Raw genomic sequence first — 17,255 nt, forward strand, 5'->3', positions numbered from 1 at the left:
CTTCATTTCAACATGTCGCCCCGGAAGCCGTATGGCAGCATCTCGCCCATGGTCACGGTCTCGACCACCCCGCCATTGTCGCAGAGATAAAGCTTGGTTTCCGGCCGGCAGAATTCCGCCAGCCGTTGCCGGCAGCCGCCGCAGGGCGAGCATTTCGCCATGCGCTCGGCGATCACGGCGATCTCTGTGATCTTGCCGCCGCCGCCCATGATGTATTGGCCAAGCGCGGTGGTTTCGGCGCACCAGCCTTCCGGATAGGAGGCGACCTCGATGTTGGCGCCGGCAAAGACGCGGCCGTCCTCGGTGCGCAGCGCCGCACCGACCGGAAATTTCGAATAGGGCGCATAGGCCTTGGCCATGGCGGCTTTCGCCGCTTCAAACAGATCATGCGACATTTAGTTTTTCTCTCGCATGATCTTGTCCGAAAACCGGCTTCCACTTTTCGGGATCATGCTCATATTTTCCTTTTCGCATGGCCAGGTCCGAAGATCGGCTTCCACTTTTCGGGCCATGCTCAGCGTTCCTTGACGTAGGGCACGCCGCCGGCGCGCGGCGGGATTGCCTTGCCGATGAAGCCGGCAAGCAGGATGACGGTGAGGACATAGGGCAGCGCCTGCATGAACTGCACCGGCACCCTGCCGATCAAGGGCAACGGCGTGCCTTGCAGGCGGATCGCCAGCGCATCGAGGAAGCCGAACAGCAGGCAGGCGAACATCGCGTTGACCGGCTTCCATTTCGCGAAGATCAGCGCCGCAAGCGCGATATAGCCCTTGCCGGCGGTCATGTCCTTCACGAAGCCGCCGTTCTGCACCATCGACAGATAGGCGCCGGCAACGCCGGTGAGCACACCGGTGCAGATCAGCGCCCGGTAGCGCAGCCAGGCGACCGAGATGCCGGCCGTGTCGACGGCTGCCGGGTTCTCGCCGACGGCGCGCAACCGCAGGCCGAACCGGGTGCGGAATAGCACCCACCAGGTGAACGGCACCATCAGGAAGGCGAGATAGACCAAAACCGAATGGCCGGAAATGAGTTCCGAATATATCGGTCCGAGGATCGGCACGCCCCTGACCGCATCGGCGCCGGGCCAGATGATCGCCTCGAACCGCTCGGCCGGCGCTAGCGCCGGCGTGCGACCTCCTTGTTGGAACCACGCCTGGCCGAGGATGATGGTCGATCCGGCGGCGATGAAATTGATCGCCACGCCGGAAACGATCTGGTTGCCGCGGTGGGTGATCGAGGCAAAACCATGGATCAGCGCGAAGGCAACCGAAATGAGAATGGCCATGCCGAGGCCGAGATAGGCGGAATGGAAGACAGATGCTGCGGCAGCACCCGCGAAAGCGCCGACCAGCATCTTGCCTTCGAGGCCAATGTCGAAGATGCCGGCCCGCTCCGAGTAGAGGCCTGCAAGGCAGGCGAGCAGCAAAGGCACCGACAGGCGTATCGTCGAGTCCAGCGTCTGCGCGATGGCGTTGAAGAGATCCATCTCAGGCACCCTTCCCCTTGACCGCTTCGATGCCGACAGTTCTCGGGCTGATCGAAGCGAACAGCGCCTGGATGTGAGGCCGGAACATGTGCTCGAGCGCGCCGGCGAACAGGATGACCAGGCCCTGGATGATGACGATCATGTCGCGGCTGATCGCCGGCATCTCGAAGGCGAGCTCGGCGCCGCCCTGGTAGAGCATGCCGAACAGGATCGCCGCCAGCACGATGCCGACCGGATGCGAGCGCCCCATCAGCGCCACCGCGATGCCGACGAAGCCGGCGCCGGAGACGAAATCGAGCGCGACATTGTGCTGGTCGCCCATCACCGGATTGAGCGCCATCATGCCTGCCAGCGCGCCGGAGATCAGCATGGCGATGATGATGATGCGGGTTTCCGAGATGCCGGCATAGCGCGCCGCCTTAGGGCTGTGGCCGTAGGTGCGCATTTCGTAGCCGAGCTTGGTGCGCCAGATCAGCAGCCAGACCAAAAAGGCCATGACCAGCGCCAGCAGGAAGGTAACGTTGAGCGGCGCCGAGCGTATCTTGGCGCCGAACAGCTCGATGATCCAGTTCAGCTTGGGCAGTTGCCCGCCCTCGAGGAAGTTGCGCGTCTGCGGCGCCATCGAGCCGGCCGGCTTCAGGACGTCGACCAGCATATAGACCATGACGCTGGCGGCAATGAAGTTGAACATGATGGTGGTGATAACGATGTGCGAGCCGCGCTTGGCCTGCAGATAGGCCGGGATCAGCGCCCACAGTGCGCCCATCGCCGCAGCGGCGATGATTGCCAGCGGAAAGGTGAGCCACCACGGCAGCACGCTGTCGAACGCTAGGCAGACGACGCCGATGCCGAGCCCGGCGATATAGCCCTGGCCCTCGCCGCCGATATTGAACAGGCCGCAATGCACGGCAACCGCCACCGACAGGCCGCTGAAGATGAAGGTGGTGGCGTAGTAGAGCGTGAAGGCGATGCCTTGGCCGCGGCCGAAAGCGCCCTCCACAAGGATGGCGGCGGCACGCAGCGGGTTCTCTCCGACCAGCATGACGACGAAGCCAGCAACGACGAAGGCAACGAAAAGGTTGATCACCGGGATCAGCCCGTAATCAGCCCAGCCGGGCAGCTTGGCATAAGGCGTGCTCATTCCGCAGCCTCCTGATGCTCGACACCAGCCATCAGCAGGCCGAGTTCGCCTTCGGTTGCCTCCGGGCCGCGCTCGCCGACGATGCGACCGGCGAACATCACCAGGATGCGATCGGAGAGCGAACGGATCTCGTCGAGTTCGACCGACACCACCAGCACTGCCTTGCCCTGGTCGCGCATGGCGATGAGGCGTTTGTGGATGAATTCTATGGCGCCGACGTCGACGCCGCGCGTCGGCTGGCCGACGATCAGCACGCCCGGATCCTGTTCCATTTCCCGCGCCAGCACGATCTTCTGCTGGTTGCCGCCGGAAAAATTGGCCGTCCTGAGCCGGCAATCGGCCGGGCGGATGTCGTATTTGGTGATCTTGTCCTTGGCGTCGTCGCGGATCGCATCGATGTTGAGGAACGGCCCCTTCAGGTAGCGTTCGTCGTCGTGATAGCCAAGGATTGAGTTCTCGTTCTCCTCGAAGGCCAGCACCAGGCCGACATGATGACGGTCCTCCGGTACATGGGCGAGGCCTCTTTCACGCAATTCGCCCGGATCCGCGGCCCCGGTGAGGTCGATCGGCTTGCCGTCGAGCATGACTGAACCGGAAACGGCATGCCTGATGCCGGAAATCGCCTCAAGCAATTCGGATTGCCCGTTGCCGGCGACGCCGGCGATGCCGACGATCTCGCCGGCGCGCAAATCGAAGGAGACGTCGTCGACCACGGTGACGCCGCGAGAATCCTTCACCGTCAGGTTCTTGACCGCGAGCTTGATGCCACCGGCTTCGGCCTCGCCCTTTTCGACCCTCAGCAGCACACGCCGCCCGACCATCAGCTCGGCCAACTCGCCAACCGTGGTCTTCTTTGTCTCGCGCGTCGCCACCATCGTGCCTTGGCGCATCACCGAGACGGTGTCGGTGATCGCCATGATCTCGCGCAGCTTGTGGGTGATCAGCACCACCGTCTTGCCCTGTTCCTTCAGCTGCTTGAGGATGCGGAACAGGTGGTCGGCCTCGGCCGGGGTGAGCACGCCGGTCGGCTCGTCGAGGATCAGGATTTCGGCGCCGCGGTAGAGTGCCTTGAGGATCTCGACACGCTGCTGCAGGCCGACCGGCAACTCCTCGATGATCGCGTCGGGATCGACTTCGAGCCCGTATTCGCGCTCGAGCCGCTCCAGTTCGGAACGCGCCTTGGCGATGCTCTTCTTCAGCAGTGCATCGCTTTCGGCGCCAAGGATTACGTTTTCCAGCACCGAGAAATTGTCGACCAGCATGAAGTGCTGGTGCACCATGCCGATGCCGAGCGCGATCGCGTCGTTGGGCGTCTTGATCGACGCCGGCTGGCCGCCGACATGGATCTCGCCGCTGTCGGCCTGGTAGAAGCCGTAGAGGATCGACATCAGCGTCGACTTGCCGGCGCCGTTCTCGCCAACGATGCCGTGGATGGTGCCGCGCGCGATTTCCAGATTGATGTCGCGGTTGGCGCGCACCGCGCCAAAACTCTTGTTGATGCCGATCAGCTCGATTGCGGCTTGCGCCATGCAGCCTGTCCCACTCTTATTTTTATCGCTTGGTCAAAACGCCTAGCATGATAGCCCCGCCCCTGCCAATCGGCCGAAGCGGCGTTCACTCTCGACAAATCGCCGCGCGCTTGTCAATTTCGAACGTGGCCGAGATCTTCACATTCGCAAGCCACTGCTTCACACTTGCAGGTCGCTGCGCAACACCTGAGGATTTTGAATGACCGAGCCTGCCGACCGGATGACGACGCTGGAAATCCGCGCCGCCGAGCAGGAAAAGACCATCGAGGAACTGTCCGGCCAGATCGCCGATCAGTGGAAGGTGATCGAGCGCATGCAGCGCAAGCTCGATGCGCTCACCGACCGGTTCCTGGCACTGGAGGAACACGCAGCACCGGATGTGCCGGTGACCAAGCCGCCGCACTGGTGAGGCTGCAGCGCCGCGCGTCCTTTTGAACGCGCAAGGGACGTTGTGGTGTTTGATATGGCGCATGATCCCCAGCGAAAAATCGATTTCCGATTTTCGCGGGCATGCGCGAGGAGGAGGAGCAACGCCATGGCCAGTGAAAGCGATCGCATCGCCCGGGCCGGCGACTACATGTTCGGCCTGATGAACGACCGGGAACGCGAGCGCGCCGAGCGCGACCTGCAGATCGACCCCGTCTTCCGCGATGCGGTGGTGCGGCTGGCTGAACGGATGCATGTCTTCGATCGCGCCGGATCGTCGGATGGCGCGATCGATAGCCGCTGGCAGCTGATCACGCAGCGCATCGCCGAACTGCCTCAGATGCGGCTTGCCAGTGTTGGCGGTAACGTTGGCGACGGCAAGGCGAAGTCGCCCGCCGTGATTCACAGGCTGGAGCGCCCGCCATATGGCGTCGGCCTGCACAACCGCGGTGGCCGGCGTGGAACTGTCATTGCCGTTGCACTGGTGGCAGCCTTCGCGCTCGGCTATCTGGCCGGCACGTGGTCGGTCGACGGCGTCCTCCTGCCCTGAACGGCCGTCATGGCATAAAGCAAAACCGCCGGGTTTTTCACCCGGCGGTTCGAATTTGATTTGATATCGCTGCCGATCAATAGGGGCAGGCGTTGTCCGACATATAGTCGTGCACCTTCACTGTGCCCGCAATGATGTCGGCCTTGGCCTTTTCCACCGCTGCCTTCATCGCGTCGTCGACAAGCGCCTTGTTGTTGTCGTCCATGGCGTAGTCGACGCCGCCCTCCTTGAGGCCGAGATCGTTGATGCCGCCGGTGAACTTGTCGTTCTTGGCATCCATGAAAGTGTTGTAGACGGCAACGTCGACGCGCTTGACCATCGAGGTCAGCACCTTGCCGGGTTGCAGGCCGTTCTGGTTGGAATCGACGCCGATGCCGAGCTTGCCCGAATCGGCGGCCGCCTGCAGCACGCCGACGCCGGTGCCGCCGGCCGCCGCGTAGATCACGTCGGCGCCCTGGTCGATCTGCGTCTTGGCGATCTCGCCGCCCTTGGCTGGGTCGTTCCAGGCGGCAGGCGTGTCGCCCGTCATGTTCTGGATGACGTCGGTCGCGCCGGCCGACTTGGCGCCACCGACATAGCCGCAGCCGAACTTGCGGATCAGCGGAATGTCCATGCCGCCGATGAAGCCAACCTTCTTGGTCTTCGAGGCCATCGCCGCCATCACGCCGACGAGGTAGGACCCTTCCTGCTCCTTGTAGACGACGGAACGGACATTGGGCTTGTCGACGACCATGTCGATGATGGCGAATTTGGTGTCGGGAAACTCCACCGCGATCTTGTCCAGCGCGTCCGCCCAGGAAAAGCCCGCCATGACGATCGGATTGCGGCCGTCCTCGGCAAACCTGCGCAGCGCCTGTTCGCGCTGGGTGGCGTTGCTGACTTCGAACTCCACATAAGCAATGCCGGTTTCGGTCTTGAACTTTTCAGCGCCGTTGTAGGACGCCTCATTGAAGGATTTGTCGAACTTGCCGCCGAGATCATAGAGAATGGCGGGCTGAATGTCCGCGGCGAAGGCCGGAAGAACCATTGCAGTTGCGGCCAGGAGGCCGAGAACGATACGTTTCATGTGATCCACACCCTGTCGGTTATTTTTCCGTTGTGCGCCGCGTGCTTGCCCGGTTCACCGGCAGGCATACGACGTCAGGCAGGAGTGTATTCCCCTCCCGCTCCAAGCCAATCTGGCACGGCCCGAAACAAAATTCACGCGGAATTTTGACCTTTTGGAAAAGCATGGCGCCGCGCACCGGCGCCACAGCTAATTCCTGTCGCCAAGGGCCTCAGGCGGAGACGGCAGCCGGGATGGCGCACGCAACGCCGCGCCCTTCAGGCCGCAATAACGATAGGTCGGGAAGGCCATCAACAATAATCACAAGGTCGGTGCGAACCGTCCAACGGACCGCTGCCGCCTGTAGCCGATCGCATAGAGGATGAAGGCAAGAAACAGGAACACGGCGAAGCCGGGCTGACCGAGCACCCACGCGATGGCGCCGTCCCATAGCAGCGGGTTGATCTTGTCGCGAACGAAGCTTTCGAAGGCCGCCCGTGTGTCCGGCGATACGGCGAGCCAGCTCGTGTTGAGCGGGGTCATCACCAGCGCCGAGGCCGCCACCGATCGTGTCGCGTCAAGCACCGCCATGATGACGGCAACCGAAAGCGATATCATTGCCGCGAGACGAAAGATGAAGCGGAACATCCAGACCCTCCCCAGGGATTTTACGGGCAATTTCCCTAGACTTTTCTTGCCCCTAGACCTTTTCCGGTGCGTTTCGAACCGGGGAAATAGTGCGTGCCCGCCTTGTTCGCAATCGTGACACGCGAAATTGAAGCCCTGCGATCGGTGCGCCTATGTTGCCGGCTTCCTTTTTCGCCTGTTGACGCGCCAGACGGCGAACAGGCCGCCGGCGATTGCGCCGACAACCAACCCGGCCAGGCCGATGAACAGCGCAAAATAGCCGCAGGCCCCCTCGAAGCAGCTCATATCGGTAACGTCGGCGATTAGCGAGCCGGCGAAAAACCCGGCGCAGGCGCCGATCGCAGCGCCCAGCACGATCCCCAGCAAAGCAGCGATCACGCACACCAGCACCGGTGGGCTCTCGGTTTCCGGATTGGCGTAGACCATCTCGGCGCCCGAGCCGCGGCGCAGGAGGTAGATGCAGAGCAGCCCGATGGCGATCTCCGCGGCGGTAACGGCCAATCCCCTTGCCGAGAAGACGAAATCGGGCATAGCGAGGATATAGGCCTGCCGTGCCGATAGCCACAGGATGATAGCGACCTGCCAGATGGTGAAATGGCGCGGGAATCGCGCCGAGCGGTTGAAAGCGAGGCCAAGCAGGTAAAGCCCCCACAGGATGGTGACGATGCCGGCAGCCAGCCCGCCATAGACGAGAATGTAGACGCTGTCGGGCAGGCCGTAATCGCCAAACAGCCGCCATGCTGAGCTCATGCTGTAGACCGACAAGGCCATGACGAAGGCGAGCCATGCCGCCGGCACATAGGACAGCCCGCTGTCCGGCCGTCCTGCCGGCTGTTGTCCGGTCGGCTGATTGTTGCTCGATGTCATGTCCGGACATTGCCCCCGCAAAGCCTGGGCCCCCGCAGGGCCTGCAGCCACTCGACAGGCAGCCAGTGCCGAAGTCAAGCGCGCCGAGTTTGCAGCCTTGCCTGTGCACATCATTCGACAGCCGCTGCACGGAAAGCGCCGCGCCGGCAGCATCGCAAAACCATCCGTGCCCGACAAGCCGAATAGGCCGAATAGAATGCCGTTATGACTTGGCATTCGCCGTCGGATCGACTAGATGAGCCCCGCGCCTGTTGCTTTGACGGCTCAGGTGCGGGGAAGGGTTTCCGCTGGTTGGCGGCGCCCGTGGTGTGGAAATTCCGCCTCGTAATTCCCAAGGGAGATGCATCTCCCCAACCCGCGCGGCGAAACCGGCCGGCGCGACATGCAAGGACGGAGAGGTGGCCGAGTGGTTGAAGGCGCACGCCTGGAAAGTGTGTTTACGGGAAACCGTAACGCGGGTTCGAATCCCGCTCTCTCCGCCAGCATATCAGGATAGCTGCCTGCATGAATGCTGCCTAATCTGTCGGCGCTGCGATGATTTTTGCATCATCGGCGTGCCACGGTTGCCTTCAAATCCAGTAAAAACGGCCTCGGGACGGCCCCTCTGAACTGGCATAGCCCTTGCTTTGTTACCGAGGTGCAGAGCGTCTAGGGTTCCGGCCGTGTCGATCACGGTGCTGGTCCGAGAGACGCAACCGCCAGGGGTGCATTGAGGCATCCGGCGGAACACGGCGGGCCAAAATCCCGGGAGAACCCTGCACGGGTTTGCTGGCGCGAACCTCTCCCGGATGCGCGCCCCGTGAACCCCAACAAAAGTCCGGACGCAATCCGGATTGCAAACAGGGGTATGCAATGCTTCGCAAGCTGGCCACAATCATCCTAGCCGCGTCACTCAGCCTTCCCTACATCCCGGCCGCGGAAGCGGCGCCCAAGAAAGACTTCAAGATATGCTGGTCGATCTATGTCGGCTGGATGCCGTGGGGCTATCTCTCCGCCAGCGGCATCATGAAGAAATGGGCCGACAAATACGGCATCAGTGTCGAGATCACCCGCATCAACGATTATGTCGAGAGCATCAACCAGTACACGGCCGGCGGCTTTGACGGCTGCTCGATGACAAATATGGACGCGCTGTCGATCCCGGCCGGCGGCGGCGTCGATACGACGGCGCTGATCGTCGGCGATTTCTCCAACGGCAATGATGCCGTCATCCTCAAGGACAAGGCCGCGCTCAAGGACATTGCCGGCCAGAAGGTCAATCTCGTCGAGCTCTCGGTCTCGCATTACTTGCTGGCGCGCGCGCTGGACACGGTCGGGCTCGCCGAGAAGGACATCACGGTCGTGAACACGTCCGATGCCGACATGGTCGCCGCTTACGGCACCAGCGATGTCACATCCGTCGTCACCTGGAATCCGCTGGTCTCGGAAATCGTCGCCATGCCCGGGGCCCACAAGGTGTTCGATTCGGCCCAGGTCCCCGGCGAGATCATCGACCTGATGGTCGTCAACACCGAGACGCTGAAAGACAATCCGGCCTTGGGCAAGGCGCTTGTCGGTGCATGGTACGAAGCGATGGCGCTAATGACCTCAGGCACACCCGAAGGCAAGGCGGCAAAGGAGGAGATGGCCAAGGCATCGGGTACGGATCTTGCCGGCTTTGACGCGCAGCTTGCATCGACGGCAATGTTCTTCGAGTCGGCCAAGGCGGTCGAATTCACCAACGGCGCCGAACTGCCAAAGACGATGGACCTCGTCCGCAACTTTCTGTTCAGCCACGGCATCCTCGGCACCAACGCGCCGAACGTCGATGTGATCGGCATGAGCTTCCCTGGTGGTTCGACGCTGGGCGACGCCAAGAACGTCAAGCTGCGCTTCGATCCGGCCTATATGGCACAGGCGGCGGCCGGAGCGCTCTGAACCATGATCTGGAAAAGTGGAAACCGGTTTTCGGAGAAAGATCATGGTCAAACAAGAAGATAGAGCCTCCATTCCGATGCTGTCGGGGTGGGTCAAGCTCTGACGCGGGCGCACGATATGCTGGCCAGAGGAACCGGCACCATGCAGGCTGTGTCCGAGGCGGACGCTGGAGCCGCTCGCCCGTCCCGGCGCAGGCCGAGGGTGCGGCTTCGCCTTATCAACGCGACGATCTCGCGAGGCGGAGCCCTGCTCCTTGGCGCTCTGCCGTTCGCCACCGTGGCGGCCGCCTATCTGATCGCCTCTGCGCAGAGATTGGCCATCAACCCCAGCGACAAGCTGTTGCCCTCCCCTGCGCAGATGTGGTCGGCCTTTTTTGACCTGGCGACGGTTCCGGACAAGCGTTCCGGCGACCTGATCCTTTGGGCCGACACCTATGCCAGCCTGGTCAGGCTGTTCGCGGGCGTGGGTGTGGCCACGCTCGTGGCACTTTCGCTCGGCGTCGCCATCGGCTTCGTCCCGCGCGTCAGGGCTTTCTTGCTCCCCTTTGTCACCGTCGTCTGCGTGATCCCGCCATTGGCGCTGCTGCCGATCCTGTTCATCGCGCTTGGCCTCGGCGAAACGGCCAAGATCACGCTGATCGCCGTCGGCGTCGCGCCGGTCATGGTGCGCGACATCGCCAACCGGGTGATGGAGCTGCCGCCGGAGCTCGTCGCCAAGGCGCAGACGCTCGGCGGCGACAGCTGGACCATGGTTCTCAGGCTGGTACTGCCGCAGGTCATGCCGCGCCTCATCACCTGCGTGCGGCTGGCGCTCGGGCCGGCATGGCTGTTCCTGATCGCAGCGGAGGCCATCGCCTCCACCGAGGGGCTGGGTTATCGCATCTTCCTCGTCCGCCGCTATCTGTCGATGGACGTCATCCTGCCTTACGTCGGCTGGATCACGCTGCTTGCCGTGACCACCGACTGGCTGCTCGTGCGGCTTTCACACGTCATCTCCCCCTGGGCTCATCCGGTGCAAGGCAAATGAGCCGCATCGTCGTCCATGGGCTGGAGAAGAGCTACGGCGATGCCCGCGTGCTGGAGCGGGTCAATCTCACCGCCGAGCCCGGCGAGTTCCTGTCGCTGGTCGGCGCCAGCGGCTGCGGAAAGTCGACGTTCCTGCGCATCCTGCTCGGCCAGGAACAGCAGAGCCGCGGCGTGGTCGTCGTCGGCGATCGGCCGATCGTACCGGAGCCGACGCCGCAGCGCGGCATCGTCTTCCAGCGCTATTCAGTGTTTCCGCATCTGACCGCCCTCCAGAACCTGCTGCTGGTCGAGGACTTTCGTTCCGGCGGGCCATTTGGCCGCGTCTTCGGCGCCAGGCGCAGAAGCGCCAGGCAAGAGGCCGAAGCCATGCTGGAACGCGTCGGGCTCACCAATGCGCGTGACCTCTATCCAGCCTCGCTTTCGGGCGGCATGCAACAGCGGCTGGCGATCGCGCAGACCTTGCTCGGCCGGCCGCAGATCCTGCTTCTCGACGAGCCGTTCGGTGCGCTCGATCCCGGCATTCGATTCGAGATGCACGAGCTGCTCACCGAGCTCTGGGCCGAACACGGCATGACGGTCGTCATGGTCACCCACGACATCGGCGAGGCCTTCAAGCTCGGCACTCGCGTGCTTGTCTTCGACAAGGTGCGCCACGACCCGCAGTTCCCGTCTGCCTATGGCGCGACCATCACCTACGATCTGAAGCTCGACCGCAAAAATCGGGCTTCCCCACGAGACGTGGCCAAAGTGGCCGCGATGGTCGGGACGACCCGACTGGATAGCGCAATCGCGACGACGGCGTCGTAACGGAGGTTTTTATGCATAGGGACATTCCAGAACGCCGGCATCGCCGCGCCGGGCTATTCGACCGCCGGCCGCGCCAGTGCTTCCACCATCCGAACTTCGAAATCCGCGACATGCAGGGCTGGAAGTCGATCGAGGCGGAAGGAAGGCTGCCCGAGGACGGCTGGCGCAAGGAACAGAAATGGGCGCTGGACATGGGCCTGCCGGGATCGGATTCGATCATCGACAAATCGATCCCGACATTCGCGCGCGGCGAGCTGCCGCATTTCGCCGGCATCAACACCTTCTTGAAGGCCCCCTATGTCGAGAACGTCCGCGACGTCGGCAGATATGATGCGGCCGTGATGGGCATTCCCTTCGACAGCGGCACCACCTACCGGCCGGGAACCCGTTTCGGACCGCAAGGCATCCGCCGCATCTCGGCGCTCTACACGCCATACAATTACGAGCTCGGCGTCGACCTGCGCGAGCAGATGACGCTGTGCGATGCCGGCGACGTCTTCACTATCCCGGCCAATCTCGAAAAGAGCTTCGACCAGATCACCAAGGGCGTCAGCCATGTCGCCTCGTCGGGTGCGTTGCCGATCATGCTCGGTGGCGACCATTCGATCGGATTTCCTTGCGTGCGCGGCATCGCCGACGTGACCTCGAAGCGCATCGGCATCATCCATTTCGACCGCCACATCGACATCCAGGAAAAGGATCTCGACGAGCGCATGCACACGACGCCCTGGTATTGGGCAACCAACCTGCCAAACGTCTCCGCCACCAATCTGGTGCAGCTTGGCATTGGCGGCTGGCAGGTGCCTCGCTACGGCGTGGCCGAAGCGAGGAAGCGCGGCACGAATGTGCTGACGATCTCCGATATCGAACAGATGGGGCTGGAGAAGACTGCGGAGATCGCCCTCGAGCTCGCATGGAAGGATGCAGACGCGGTCTACATCTCCTTCGATGTCGACAGCGTCGACTGCGGTTTCGTACCCGGTACCGGCTGGCCCGAGCCCGGCGGCTTCCTGCCGCGCGAGGCGCTGAAGCTGCTCGGGCTCGTCTCGGCGCCCGGCATCTGCGGGCTGGAAGTGGTCGAAGTGTCGCCGCCCTACGACACGTCGGACATCACTGCGCTGTTCGGGGTGCGGGTTGTCGTCGAGGCACTGGGCTCGATGGTCGCTCACGGCACTCTCGGCAAGCACAAATCCATCATCGACAAGCCGACGAGTTTTTGACCATGCACGATGACCATCATCACTACGGCCATGACCACAGCGATGACCACAGCGACGACCACCATCACGGGCCGAATGGTCACCATCCCCATCCTGTCGGCCATAACGGGCCGGCGGGCAAGCCGTTGCAATGGCAGACACCGCATCTGCCGCACGATCACAGCCACAAACCCACCGACCCGCGCACGACGGATCTCGATCTCGTCGAAACCGCCTTTCTCGAAGGGTTTTCGCGAGCGCCCGACCCCTCCAGCTTCCTGCGCCTCGCAGGAATTCCGTTCGTCGGCGAAACCACCGACGGCTTGCGGCTGCATCTTCTGCGCGTCGAGACGCAGGACATGGTCGACGTCGGCTCTGTCATGCCGCTGATCGGCGGCGCCGGCGTGACCTATCACCCGCTGCCCGCGAAACTGACCTCGCGCCGGCGCCGGCTTGCCTTCGTCTACCATGATGGCACCGGGCAAAGGCCTCTCGACTTTGGCGAAGCGCGACTTCTGGCCGACAGATCCGGGGCCACGCAGATCACGATGCCAGGATCCGGACAATGAGCACCGAATCTAAACAGATCGCACTCCTCTCAGACAGGTCCAGAATGATGAACAAAACGCTTTCACTCTTCGCCACATTTGCCCCGGCAGCCTTCACCAGGCTTGCCCCGGCAGCCTTCACCAGGCTTGCCCCGGCAGCTGCGCTTGCAGTCACAGTGGTCCTCAAACCGTCATTGGCCTTCGCCCATGACGATGGTTTCCATGTTCACGGCCTTATGAGCGGCCTCCAACATCCGCTGGCCGGTATCGACCATCTGCTTGCGATGATGGCTGTCGGCATTGTCGCCGCCCGAACTGGCGGCAGATTCATCATCGTCGTGCCGTCGTGCTTCGTCTTGGCGATGATCGCCGGGGCCCTGCTCGGCATCACCGGTATCGGCTTGCCGTCGCTGGAGTCCGGCATTGCTCTGTCACTGATGGCCTTTGGCGCCATGATGGCCCTCGCCAGACCTTTGCCTCTTGCCGTCACCGCCTCGCTGACGGCCCTCTTCGCCCTCTTCCACGGCAACGCCCACGGGCTTGAGATTCCCGAGATGGCCAGCGGCTTCGCCTACGCGATCGGTTTCGTGGCCAGCACGTCAGTTCTGCACGCCACCGGCGCTCTCGCCGCCTTGACGTTTCGGCGCTGGCCGACAGCCATCCGCACGGCAGGGTTCGGCACGTCGCTGGTCGGCGTTGCGCTGGCGGCACAATTTATCTGAACGGAACACATTGGCGACGAGCAGGAGGCGAAGGCATGCTCAGGCGGTTGACAGTGTGGCGGCGCATTCGAAAGATGTTGTACCACATCCTGAAGGTCCGGGCTGAGCGGCTCTGATCGCGTCCGCCCGGCGAACTCCCGCATGGGATCGGCATCATCGCTGCCATGCTAAATAGAGGGCCGCTTGGCATGGGCATACTCGACAGATTTTCCTTGCAAGGACGTGTGGCGCTGATCACCGGAGGCGGGCGTGGGCTCGGCTTCGAGATTGCACGCGCCTTTGCCGAGGCCGGAGCCCATGTGGTTGTGACCGGACGCACCGCCGCAACACTCGACGCTGCCGTCGCCGCAATCGGCAAGGGCGGCGGGAGTGCGCAGGCGGCCGCCTTCGACGTAGCGGACATCAATGCGGGCCGCGCCGTGGTCGCGGATATCCGCGGCACTCGCGGCCGGCTCGATATCCTCGTCAACAATGTCGGCGCCCGCGACAGGAGGCCGCTTGCCGCGTTCGGCGATGACGAGATCCTGAACCTGATCCGGACGGATCTGCTGTCGGCGATCTCGCTCTCGCGTGATGCGGCGGAAATCATGAAGGCGCGAGGTCATGGCCGGTTGATCGCCGTCACCTCGATCGTCGGCGAGATGGCGCTTCCCGGCGATGCCGTCTATCCCGTCGCCAAGCAGGGATTGACCGGCCTGATGCGCAGCATGGCCGTCGAGTATGGCGTGCACGGGGTGACGAGCAATGCCATTGCTCCGGGAATGTTCGCAACCGAGACCAATGCCGCGTTGGCTGAAAATCCCGACGTGCTTGCCTTCGCCCGCCAGCGGGTTCCACTGCAGCGTTGGGGGTTGCCGGAGGAAATCGCGGGCGCCGCACTATTCCTTGCCAGCGACGCGGCTTCCTTCGTTAACGGGCATGTCCTAACCGTTGATGGCGGAATGTCCGCCCGCATGTGATGATTGCGCGAGCGGGCGAAGAAGGCCCGTCAGTGCGCCGTTTGCGAATGCTCACCGCCTGGCCGTGAAATGCCGCCCAGCGCTTCGCCTGCCCAGGCCGCCTCGCCATTCGCGGCGAGATCGCCCAGCGACACGATGCCGACCAGCCGCCGGTCGCGGTTCATGACCGGCATTCGCCGCAGCTTGAGGTCGCCCATGTTCTGAAGCACATCGTTTACTTCCTGGTCGTCGAAGCAGTATTTCACCTCCGCGCTCATCACATCCCGGATCTTGGTGTCCGGACCTCTGCCCTCCGCGACGCCGCGAACGGCGATGTCACGGTCAGTGATCATTCCGACCAGCTGATTGTTCTCAGCGACGGGCAGAACACCGGCATCGAGTTCGGCCATGGTCCGTGCCGCGTCCAGTAAGGTGTGATCCGGGCTTGCGATCCGGACATTCTGCGTCATGCAATCACCAACTCTCATGATCTTCTCCCTGATTTGCGCGCTCCCCGCCGGATCAAGGAAGAATGAATGCCTGTCGGAAACGTTCCATCTTTCGACCAGCCGGGCTCTCGCTGAAGAACTTTGCGCCATCGTGCTGCAGCTTCGCGAATGGCCACATCCGTGATGGCCGGGAACCATAGTTCGGCATAGTGGTTGTGTGGGCACGAGATGATCCTCCTTGAGCAAAACGGAAAGGAAAGATCATGCGCATGCTGATGACAATTGCCGCCCTTTCGGGACTGGCGCTGGCGCCGCCGATCCACGCGCAAACCACCGGCCCGCAGCTTCCTCAAATGGTGCCCCCGGCACAGGAACCTCTGCCGGACCAGACCCAGCCTGATCAAGCCCAGCCTGATCAAGGTTTCACCGGTCAGAATTTCACAAGCGTGGCGATCGTCGCCGTCGAGGACCTGCCCGCCGAGGTCAAGGCACAAGCGGAGGCCGTGATCACCCAGACCAGCGCCGAAGATCTGCTTCGCCTGCAAAGTTCGATCGATGCGTCGCCACAAGCGCTATCGGCGCTGAGGGCGAACGGGCTCAACTCCTCGCAGGTTGTCGCAGCCAACATCGATGGCGATGGCATCCTGACGCTGATCATCCAGACAACGACGTGATCGGCGGTTCGAGGCGTGGCCGACCACCCGGCTCGGCCATGAAGAAAGCGAAACCGCCGTAGCGCGGAGGGCTAACATGGTCGAAACCGCCGTTCGCAACTTTACCCTCAACTTCGGACCGCAGCACCCTTCTGCTCACGGCGTCCTGCGGCTGGTGCTCGAACTGGACGGCGAGATCGTCGACCGCGCCGATCCCCATATCGGTCTACTCCACCGCGGCACGGAAAAACTCATCGAGTACAAGAATTATCTGCAGGCTTTGCCCTATTTCGACCGGCTCGACTACGTGGCACCGATGAACCAGGAGCACGCGTTCTGCCTCGCCGCAGAGAGGCTGCTCAAAATATCGGTTCCCAGGCGCGGACAGCTCATCCGTGTCCTCTTTTGCGAAATCGGCCGACTCCTGTCGCATCTCCTCAATGTCACGACACAGGCCATGGATATTGGCGCACTGACACCGCCGCTTTGGGGTTTTGCGGAGCGCGAGAAGCTCATGGTTTTCTACGAGCGCGCCTCCGGCGCCCGCATGCATGCGAATTATTTCAGGGTTGGCGGCGTGCATCAGGACCTGCCGCCGAAGCTTCTGGACGACATCTGGGATTTCTGCGACCCGTTCCTCAAGGTCTGTGATAACCTCGAGGACCTGCTCACCGAGAACCGCATCTTCAAGCAGCGCAATGTCGATGTCGGCGTGATCGGCCTCGATGACGCGTGGGCCTGGGGCTTCTCCGGCCCCATGGTGCGCGGATCGGGGGCGCCATGGGATTTGCGCAAGGCACAGCCGTACGAATGTTACCCCGAGATGGATTTCGACATTCCGATCGGCAAGAACGGCGACTGCTATGACCGCTATCTCGTGCGCATGGAGGAAATGCGCCAGTCGGTGCGCATCATGAGGCAATGCCTGGAGAAATTGCGGTCGCCGGAAGGCCAGGGGCCGGTGGCAATTCCGAACCAGAAGATCACGCCGCCGTCGCGCGCGACGATGAAGCGCTCGATGGAAGCGACCATCCACCATTTCAAACTCTATACCGAGGGTGTTCGTGTCCCCGCCGGAGAGGTCTACGCCGCCGTCGAGGCGCCAAAGGGGGAATTCGGCGTCTATCTGGTTTCGAACGGCAGCAATACTCCCTATCGATGCAAGATACGCGCGCCGTCCTTTGCCCACTTGCAGGCGATGGATTTTATGTCCCGGGGGCACATGATCGCCGATGTCGCCGCGATCATCGGCTCGCTTGATATCGTGTTCGGCGAGATCGACCGCTGACGCTGACCGAGAGCGAG

General features: G+C 62.8%; 19 protein-coding genes, 1 tRNA gene and 1 riboswitch. Of the genes, 12 read left to right on the plus strand and 8 right to left on the minus strand.

The genetic code is table 11. The features are described from left to right. Positions 1-2: 2 nt before the first annotated feature. The 4 genes from cdd to EN859_RS25965 all read right to left on the minus strand — a co-directional run bounded on the left by cdd (position 3) and on the right by EN859_RS25965 (position 4,156). Positions 3-395 (minus strand): cytidine deaminase, encoded by a 393-nt coding sequence (cdd, locus tag EN859_RS25950; protein WP_127855587.1) that lies wholly within the window; start codon positions 393-395, stop codon positions 3-5. A gap of 119 nt (positions 396-514) precedes the next feature. Beyond that, complete coding sequence (locus tag EN859_RS25955) at positions 515-1,486, minus strand: ABC transporter permease (protein ID WP_127855586.1); 972 nt, start codon at positions 1,484-1,486, stop codon at positions 515-517. Between the two features lies 1 nt (position 1,487). Then, positions 1,488-2,627: an ABC transporter permease gene (locus EN859_RS25960; RefSeq protein WP_127855585.1), complete on the minus strand. Its 1,140-nt coding sequence runs from the start codon at positions 2,625-2,627 to the stop codon at positions 1,488-1,490. Then, positions 2,624-4,156: an ABC transporter ATP-binding protein gene (locus tag EN859_RS25965; RefSeq protein ID WP_127855584.1), complete on the minus strand. Its 1,533-nt coding sequence runs from the start codon at positions 4,154-4,156 to the stop codon at positions 2,624-2,626. The genes EN859_RS25960 and EN859_RS25965 overlap by 4 nt, the downstream gene beginning before the upstream one ends. A gap of 199 nt (positions 4,157-4,355) precedes the next feature. Here EN859_RS25965 and EN859_RS25970 point away from each other — a divergent pair, with 199 nt between their 5' ends. Continuing rightward, entirely contained in the window at positions 4,356-4,565 is a 210-nt protein-coding gene (locus EN859_RS25970) for a SlyX family protein (RefSeq protein ID WP_127855583.1), read from the plus strand. A gap of 126 nt (positions 4,566-4,691) precedes the next feature. Then, complete coding sequence (locus EN859_RS25975) at positions 4,692-5,132, plus strand: hypothetical protein (RefSeq protein ID WP_127855582.1); 441 nt, start codon at positions 4,692-4,694, stop codon at positions 5,130-5,132. Positions 5,133-5,208: 76 nt separating this feature from the next. Here EN859_RS25975 and EN859_RS25980 read toward each other — a convergent pair whose 3' ends face one another. The 3 genes from EN859_RS25980 to EN859_RS25990 form a co-directional block, all read right to left on the minus strand. Beyond that, positions 5,209-6,198 (minus strand): BMP family ABC transporter substrate-binding protein, encoded by a 990-nt coding sequence (locus EN859_RS25980; protein WP_127855581.1) that lies wholly within the window; start codon positions 6,196-6,198, stop codon positions 5,209-5,211. 300 nt (positions 6,199-6,498) lie between these two features. Beyond that, positions 6,499-6,825 (minus strand): hypothetical protein, encoded by a 327-nt coding sequence (locus tag EN859_RS25985; RefSeq protein WP_127855580.1) that lies wholly within the window; start codon positions 6,823-6,825, stop codon positions 6,499-6,501. A gap of 150 nt (positions 6,826-6,975) precedes the next feature. Continuing rightward, a complete protein-coding gene (locus EN859_RS25990; protein WP_127855579.1) occupies positions 6,976-7,692 on the minus strand; it encodes a hypothetical protein in 717 nt (238 codons plus the stop codon). 392 nt (positions 7,693-8,084) lie between these two features. Here EN859_RS25990 and EN859_RS25995 point away from each other — a divergent pair. The 8 genes from EN859_RS25995 (at position 8,085) to EN859_RS26030 (ending at position 14,869) form a co-directional block, all read left to right on the plus strand. Continuing rightward, positions 8,085-8,174 (plus strand) — tRNA-Ser (locus tag EN859_RS25995). A 155-nt stretch (positions 8,175-8,329) separates the two neighbouring features. Beyond that, a riboswitch (guanidine-I (ykkC/yxkD leader) is annotated at positions 8,330-8,445 on the plus strand. Between the two features lie 99 nt (positions 8,446-8,544). Next, entirely contained in the window at positions 8,545-9,609 is a 1,065-nt protein-coding gene (locus EN859_RS26000; protein ID WP_127855578.1) for a putative urea ABC transporter substrate-binding protein, read from the plus strand. Positions 9,610-9,750: 141 nt separating this feature from the next. Next, positions 9,751-10,635: an ABC transporter permease gene (locus EN859_RS26005; protein ID WP_245525706.1), complete on the plus strand. Its 885-nt coding sequence runs from the start codon at positions 9,751-9,753 to the stop codon at positions 10,633-10,635. Further along, positions 10,632-11,441: an ABC transporter ATP-binding protein gene (locus EN859_RS26010; RefSeq protein ID WP_127855577.1), complete on the plus strand. Its 810-nt coding sequence runs from the start codon at positions 10,632-10,634 to the stop codon at positions 11,439-11,441. The genes EN859_RS26005 and EN859_RS26010 overlap by 4 nt, the downstream gene beginning before the upstream one ends. An 11-nt stretch (positions 11,442-11,452) precedes the next feature. After that, positions 11,453-12,661 (plus strand): agmatinase family protein, encoded by a 1,209-nt coding sequence (locus tag EN859_RS26015; protein ID WP_127855576.1) that lies wholly within the window; start codon positions 11,453-11,455, stop codon positions 12,659-12,661. 2 nt (positions 12,662-12,663) lie between these two features. Next, positions 12,664-13,209, plus strand: a complete 546-nt coding sequence (locus tag EN859_RS26020) for a hypothetical protein (RefSeq protein ID WP_127855575.1) — start codon at positions 12,664-12,666, stop codon at positions 13,207-13,209. A gap of 44 nt (positions 13,210-13,253) precedes the next feature. Further along, the gene (locus tag EN859_RS26025; protein ID WP_210237724.1) at positions 13,254-13,910 is read left to right on the plus strand and encodes a HupE/UreJ family protein; all 657 of its coding nucleotides are present in this window, start codon (positions 13,254-13,256) and stop codon (positions 13,908-13,910) included. A 188-nt stretch (positions 13,911-14,098) separates the two neighbouring features. Beyond that, positions 14,099-14,869: an SDR family oxidoreductase gene (locus EN859_RS26030; protein WP_127855574.1), complete on the plus strand. Its 771-nt coding sequence runs from the start codon at positions 14,099-14,101 to the stop codon at positions 14,867-14,869. A 29-nt stretch (positions 14,870-14,898) separates the two neighbouring features. On the opposite strand, the gene EN859_RS26035 is transcribed toward EN859_RS26030, so the two are convergent. After that, a complete protein-coding gene (locus tag EN859_RS26035; protein WP_127855573.1) occupies positions 14,899-15,336 on the minus strand; it encodes a CBS domain-containing protein in 438 nt (145 codons plus the stop codon). A 224-nt stretch (positions 15,337-15,560) separates the two neighbouring features. Here EN859_RS26035 and EN859_RS26040 point away from each other — a divergent pair, with 224 nt between their 5' ends. Together EN859_RS26040 and EN859_RS26045 are read left to right on the plus strand one after the other, a co-directional pair. Next, on the plus strand, positions 15,561-15,971 hold the full coding sequence (locus tag EN859_RS26040; protein WP_127855572.1) for a hypothetical protein: 411 nt from the start codon (positions 15,561-15,563) through the stop codon (positions 15,969-15,971). Between the two features lie 76 nt (positions 15,972-16,047). Then, positions 16,048-17,238 carry an NADH-quinone oxidoreductase subunit D gene (locus EN859_RS26045; RefSeq protein WP_127855571.1) on the plus strand — a complete coding sequence of 397 codons (1,191 nt, stop codon included), beginning with the start codon at positions 16,048-16,050 and terminating at the stop codon, positions 17,236-17,238. The last annotated feature ends 17 nt before the right edge of the window (positions 17,239-17,255 follow it).

This window comes from Mesorhizobium sp. M00.F.Ca.ET.216.01.1.1, assembly GCF_004010325.2.
GTDB lineage: Bacteria > Pseudomonadota > Alphaproteobacteria > Rhizobiales > Rhizobiaceae > Mesorhizobium.

Excerpts from the sequence above, each read along its gene's own strand:
- EN859_RS26025 (WP_210237724.1), top strand. The coding sequence starts at position 13,254 with ATGATGAACAAAACGCTTTCACTCTTCGCCACATTTGCCCCGGCAGCC.
- EN859_RS26040 (WP_127855572.1), top strand. The coding sequence starts at position 15,561 with ATGCGCATGCTGATGACAATTGCCGCCCTTTCGGGACTGGCGCTGGCG.
- EN859_RS26005 (WP_245525706.1), top strand. The coding sequence starts at position 9,751 with ATGCAGGCTGTGTCCGAGGCGGACGCTGGAGCCGCTCGCCCGTCCCGG.
- EN859_RS26020 (WP_127855575.1), top strand. The coding sequence starts at position 12,664 with ATGCACGATGACCATCATCACTACGGCCATGACCACAGCGATGACCAC.
- EN859_RS25980 (WP_127855581.1), bottom strand. The coding sequence starts at position 6,198 with ATGAAACGTATCGTTCTCGGCCTCCTGGCCGCAACTGCAATGGTTCTT.
- EN859_RS25970 (WP_127855583.1), top strand. The coding sequence starts at position 4,356 with ATGACCGAGCCTGCCGACCGGATGACGACGCTGGAAATCCGCGCCGCC.
- EN859_RS26000 (WP_127855578.1), top strand. The coding sequence starts at position 8,545 with ATGCTTCGCAAGCTGGCCACAATCATCCTAGCCGCGTCACTCAGCCTT.
- EN859_RS25955 (WP_127855586.1), bottom strand. The coding sequence starts at position 1,486 with ATGGATCTCTTCAACGCCATCGCGCAGACGCTGGACTCGACGATACGC.
- EN859_RS25990 (WP_127855579.1), bottom strand. The coding sequence starts at position 7,692 with ATGACATCGAGCAACAATCAGCCGACCGGACAACAGCCGGCAGGACGG.
- EN859_RS26010 (WP_127855577.1), top strand. The coding sequence starts at position 10,632 with ATGAGCCGCATCGTCGTCCATGGGCTGGAGAAGAGCTACGGCGATGCC.
- EN859_RS25985 (WP_127855580.1), bottom strand. The coding sequence starts at position 6,825 with ATGTTCCGCTTCATCTTTCGTCTCGCGGCAATGATATCGCTTTCGGTT.
- EN859_RS26030 (WP_127855574.1), top strand. The coding sequence starts at position 14,099 with ATGGGCATACTCGACAGATTTTCCTTGCAAGGACGTGTGGCGCTGATC.
- EN859_RS26015 (WP_127855576.1), top strand. The coding sequence starts at position 11,453 with ATGCATAGGGACATTCCAGAACGCCGGCATCGCCGCGCCGGGCTATTC.
- cdd (WP_127855587.1), bottom strand. The coding sequence starts at position 395 with ATGTCGCATGATCTGTTTGAAGCGGCGAAAGCCGCCATGGCCAAGGCC.
- EN859_RS25960 (WP_127855585.1), bottom strand. The coding sequence starts at position 2,627 with ATGAGCACGCCTTATGCCAAGCTGCCCGGCTGGGCTGATTACGGGCTG.
- EN859_RS25965 (WP_127855584.1), bottom strand. The coding sequence starts at position 4,156 with ATGGCGCAAGCCGCAATCGAGCTGATCGGCATCAACAAGAGTTTTGGC.
- EN859_RS25975 (WP_127855582.1), top strand. The coding sequence starts at position 4,692 with ATGGCCAGTGAAAGCGATCGCATCGCCCGGGCCGGCGACTACATGTTC.
- EN859_RS26045 (WP_127855571.1), top strand. The coding sequence starts at position 16,048 with ATGGTCGAAACCGCCGTTCGCAACTTTACCCTCAACTTCGGACCGCAG.
- EN859_RS26035 (WP_127855573.1), bottom strand. The coding sequence starts at position 15,336 with ATGAGAGTTGGTGATTGCATGACGCAGAATGTCCGGATCGCAAGCCCG.